This window comes from Vibrio sp. 1078-1, assembly GCF_033340475.1.
In genome coordinates, this window is the sequence record NZ_JAWOWM010000041.1 from 1 (window position 1) to 4318 (window position 4318).

Sequence of the window (4318 nt, forward strand, 5' to 3'; positions counted from 1 at the left end):
GTGAATGGTGATCAGTTCCGTGGCAAAAACGAGTCTGAAATCGCTATCTGGAATGAATGCGCAAGATTGCTTGCCAACGCGATCATCTACTTCAACTCCGCGATACTGAGTCATCTTCTGGGACACTTTGAAGCGAGAGGAGATGAAGAGAAAGCGGGTATCACTCGTGCTGTTTCGCCCGTTGCGTGGCAAAATATCAACTTAAGCGGAACGTATAACTTCACTAATACTGGGAAATTGCCCAATATTGGCGAAATAACAAGGCCGATAGTGGATGATTAGGCTCCAAGCTGAAAGTAAACCACCTCCGCAGCCATTTATTGGTGTGGTCTACAGAGGATTATGTCTTTTTAGAGGGGAAAATCCCTAGAACCCCTTATTGGTACTATGACCCTGAGGTTAAGTATTTTCACCTTCCAAAGGATTCTGATTCAGGTACTTTTGTCACTGAAAAATATTTGAATGAATTGAGGAGCGTTCAGTCCAATACAGTTGTCGAAATGATGCCGCCTGAATACGATGGTTTAGGTCATGCTGTTATTTGCGACAAGTGTGGTTTGAATTACGTGCCAAACTTGGCTGAGGATAGAGTTCTACATCATCAGTTCTGTACTCTATTGTCTTCTGCTAGTGAGTATTTCGGGAGACCTTTGTTTACTTATGAAATGTTTGAAAAGGCCAAATCCGTTCAATTGAACGATCCTAATCCAACTATCGCTGACCAAGCTGCTTTATATAAAAACAAATTGTGGGGATATTTTTCTCGCTCAGTGCAAGCCTGGATGAGGCAACGTGATTTTAAGGAACATCCTCCCTTTTTTGTTTACTCACAAGCAATGATAGCTTCGGACTTGGATGATGGTCACGTGTCTCATGATGTAGCTCAGTATGTTGCTAAAGATATGGGAATTGAGCATCTTGAACAATCTCCAGCAATGCCAAGCGGCTCATCGTATTGGGCTATTGACGACAACATCTAACAATCCTTAAAAGCATCAGTTGTTCGGTTTAACCGAACAACTGATATCAATTTCTTCTGTCTTCGTTTTACGTTGAATCTTCTTTATTTAACTTTTTGGGAGCTATCTGCTCTATTTGTCGGCCAGCGAACGTGCCAAGGATAGTTGAGCTTTGTTTGTCCGAGCGTTGCTTTCTCTCCACTGCGGCCACAAACGAAGCGATCTGTCCAGCCTTGAAGGGTTCATCTTGTACCACGATGATCGGCAACGGAGCAGTCATGGTTTTCTGCCCAGAGAGTTTTACCACATTGGCCGCTGGCTGTACTTTAACATCCCGACGAATTCTCAGTGTCATATCAGGGGCGCTGGCGACTTTCTTGATGAGCTGGGTCAGGGGCAACTCGTTCTCAGGGTTGGCTCGCTCCAGTTCTTTGATCATTTGGCTTATTAGTACTGCTTTGTCCGGTTGGTGCAAAGCATCTTTTCTCTGCCAACTGAACTTCACTGATTTGACGTCCGCATCGACTAGGCAGTGGATTTGTCTGTAGAGATGTTTTGTCATGACGCCGGGGCAGTTGTCATGGATTGCCTTGAACCGTGCTTGCCGGGTTTCGTTTTCAGTGATCACCAACTCCTCGATGTCGGCCTTGCTTTGGTTGATGCTATGTACCAACTGAACAATCTCAGCGCTGTTGGGATTAGAGGGCAGCAGGTGGATCACGCCAACATAACGTCTGGCAGATTTCTGTGAGTAGGGGTGTTTGATGTGCAGATCCACGTAGCCTTCACCCGCCAGCTTCATAGCGGCCATGCCGGAATGGTGCTCGGGCATGATGAGTTTTATTACCTCATGCTCATTGCCTTTATGTACTGGAGGTATCCGGCTCACTATCGCCATGCTTGGCATAGTGCTCGTTAGTAGTTTGTTCAGACGAGACAGATTAAATGTCACGTCGTCAAAGAGCGTTTTTATCTGGCTCATCATTTATTCCTTGCGTTGTTCTGACGGATCATTGATTACATTTTAGCCGTTTTTAGACCATCATGCAAAGTGGGGTATAAGCCTCGGTCGTCGCTAACGCTCCTCCTTCGGCTTTGTTGAGCCGGGGCTCGCCCCCGAATTTAGAAAGAGAGAGATAAATAGAGAAAAAGAGAGAAAAAAAGAGAGGTCTAGCAAGGTGGTTAGGGGGGGGTACTTTCAGTTTTCTCGGTGGTGGAGGGGATTGGAGCTGTATCCGGTATTGCATGATGGTCTAAATTGCTATGTTTATGGGATTATATTATGATACTGTGAGTTGAGTTAAACAGAGGGGAGAATGAATGTCGCAAGTGCATAGCGAAATCTGCAAGGCAGTTCAGGTAATAGAGGCGGCTAGATATCGTATGGGTGTTGCCGAGTTTGTTTATACATTTATCGACCACTGGGCATATCAGCAGACCGGGCTGTACCCTCCATCATCAAAAATGCCAAAAGAACTGGAACCTACGGCTATCGAATTATCGCATATCTTGAGTGCGGCCATGAGAAACTATCCTGGTATTGACGTTCTCGGCATGTTTTTCTCCGAGTGTGGTTACTACAAACAAGGACAAAACTTCTTTCCTACTCCACCAGAGCTGGGGCGTTTACTCGCAGCACTCGTAGGATCGCCTAGTGACCATCACAATCAAGAACTTTCTTTCTATGAGCCATGCTCCGGCACTGGAGCGATTGCGATGAAGTGGATAATGGAGAAGATTCATAACAACGGTAAAGAAACGTTGGAGCAAAGCGTTTTAGTGCTTGAAGATGTTGATCGTACTATGTGTAAGGCAGCGTTGATTCAGATTATTAATCTTCTAAGTAACCTTGAGGTGAAGGTTAAAAGGTTGAGTATTAATGCTGTTGATGTACTCAGCCGTGCGCCCAAAGGCTTAGTGTATATCCTTGAGCCTCAACCTTTAACCTATCTAGATAAAGCAGGTTAAGCATATCTGGCCTTCATCCTGAAATTTGCCCTTTATGGGCATTTTTGGATACCAATTCGCCACTATAGCCTGTGTAAAATCGAATTATTGTCATAACGCAGTAGAGAAGTATCATATCTACAGAACGATCGGGGTTAGACCTATGGCTAGTCCATCAAGCGTTGACTATTACAAAGTCTTATCTGACGACACGGAAAATAAGACCTTATAACAATCTCATCATTATAGGACCTATCATGCAGAGCGACTTTTTTTCTAATCTATTTATAGGCGCTTTTGGAGAGCTTCTAAATCAACCGACAACGTGGATGTTGATTTTGGCTGTAACACTATTATTTGTTGCCAAAGTATTTTCACGCCATATCAAAGGGAAAATAGGCGAGTGGGCTTTATCAAAAATATTAAATAAAAAATGTGGTAATAATTGCATAGTACTTGATGATGTTACTCTTGAAGTTTCCGATGGAGATACTACTCAGGTGGACCATGTTGTTATTTCCCCAGCTGGAATATTTGTCGTTGAAACAAAACATTATAAAGGCTGGATTTATGGCAAGGAATCAGATCAATTTTGGACTCAAAAGATATTTAAACGTAGCTACAAGTTTCAAAATCCGTTCAGACAAAACTATAAGCATGTGAAAGCAATTCAATCTCTTTTGCCTAGCATTCCCCAGGAAGCGTTCTACTCGATTGTAGTTATGGTAGGTGAGTGCGAATGGAGGAGTAAAAACACACCAAAGCTACTATTCACATCCGGTTGGAAGGCCGCAGATTATATTTATGAACAATCCAAGGAAAGCTCTTTTATCGACATTAATAGTGTTTATGAGAGTCTAGAGTCTGCACGTTTAGAAAAGGGGCTTAAAACTAACTTTAAGCATGTGAAAAACCTCAAAGCTAAACATCGTGCTTGAACTTAGCACTCAGGGCAGTGTAGTAGCGGTTTGCATCCTACACTGCCATCAGTCACACTCCTTTTCATGTTCTTTGTGAACGGCTCTTTTCATTGCGGCAGGGTGAACATAAAGGTTTGCTTTACTCTCATCACTATCAAGAATCTCAATATAGAAATGACCATGTTCTTCGGCCAACGCTGGTATTTGCTTCCATTTTGAAGAGTTCACAGATAGAGCAATTGGGGCTACTTGCCTCCCATTATCGTCAAAGCCATTATCAGGGGTCTGACGCTCAGTGGAACGAAAACTCACGTTAAGGGATTTTGGTCATGAGATTATCAAAAAGGATCTTCACCTAGATCCTTTTAAATTAAAAATGAAGTTTTAAATCAATCTAAAGTATATATGAGTAAACGGCACTGTTGCAAATAGTCGGTGGTGATAAACTTATCATCCCCTTTTGCTGATGGAGCTGCACATGAACCCATTCAA

At 43.0% G+C, this 4318-nt stretch carries 6 protein-coding genes; 4 read left to right on the forward strand and 2 right to left on the reverse strand.

Features of this window, described 5'->3' with window-relative positions; translation table 11 throughout:
- Both R7190_RS25335 and R7190_RS25340 read left to right on the forward strand, forming a co-directional pair.
- The coding region (locus R7190_RS25335; protein WP_206926155.1) for a Tn3 family transposase at positions 1-282 on the forward strand (282 nt) is incomplete at its 5' end.
- A 41-nt stretch (positions 283-323) separates the two neighbouring features.
- Complete coding sequence (locus R7190_RS25340; RefSeq protein ID WP_046225206.1) at positions 324-980, forward strand: hypothetical protein; 657 nt, start codon at positions 324-326, stop codon at positions 978-980.
- Between the two features lie 67 nt (positions 981-1047).
- On the opposite strand, the gene R7190_RS25345 is transcribed toward R7190_RS25340, so the two are convergent.
- Complete coding sequence (locus R7190_RS25345) at positions 1048-1944, reverse strand: DNA replication terminus site-binding protein (protein ID WP_014386821.1); 897 nt, start codon at positions 1942-1944, stop codon at positions 1048-1050.
- 335 nt (positions 1945-2279) lie between these two features.
- Between R7190_RS25345 and R7190_RS25350 the strand changes: the two genes are divergently transcribed.
- A complete protein-coding gene (locus R7190_RS25350; RefSeq protein WP_172686139.1) occupies positions 2280-2927 on the forward strand; it encodes a restriction endonuclease subunit M in 648 nt (215 codons plus the stop codon).
- 236 nt (positions 2928-3163) lie between these two features.
- Complete coding sequence (locus tag R7190_RS25355) at positions 3164-3844, forward strand: nuclease-related domain-containing protein (RefSeq protein ID WP_053309107.1); 681 nt, start codon at positions 3164-3166, stop codon at positions 3842-3844.
- A 48-nt stretch (positions 3845-3892) separates the two neighbouring features.
- Here R7190_RS25355 and R7190_RS25360 read toward each other — a convergent pair whose 3' ends face one another.
- Positions 3893-4138: a hypothetical protein gene (locus R7190_RS25360; protein ID WP_172686138.1), complete on the reverse strand. Its 246-nt coding sequence runs from the start codon at positions 4136-4138 to the stop codon at positions 3893-3895.
- Positions 4139-4318: the final 180 nt, after the last annotated feature.

Coding starts and splice junctions, on each gene's coding strand:
- R7190_RS25355 (WP_053309107.1), top strand. CDS start 3,164: ATGCAGAGCGACTTTTTTTCTAATCTATTTATAGGCGCTTTTGGAGAG.
- R7190_RS25350 (WP_172686139.1), top strand. CDS start 2,280: ATGTCGCAAGTGCATAGCGAAATCTGCAAGGCAGTTCAGGTAATAGAG.
- R7190_RS25345 (WP_014386821.1), bottom strand. CDS start 1,944: ATGATGAGCCAGATAAAAACGCTCTTTGACGACGTGACATTTAATCTG.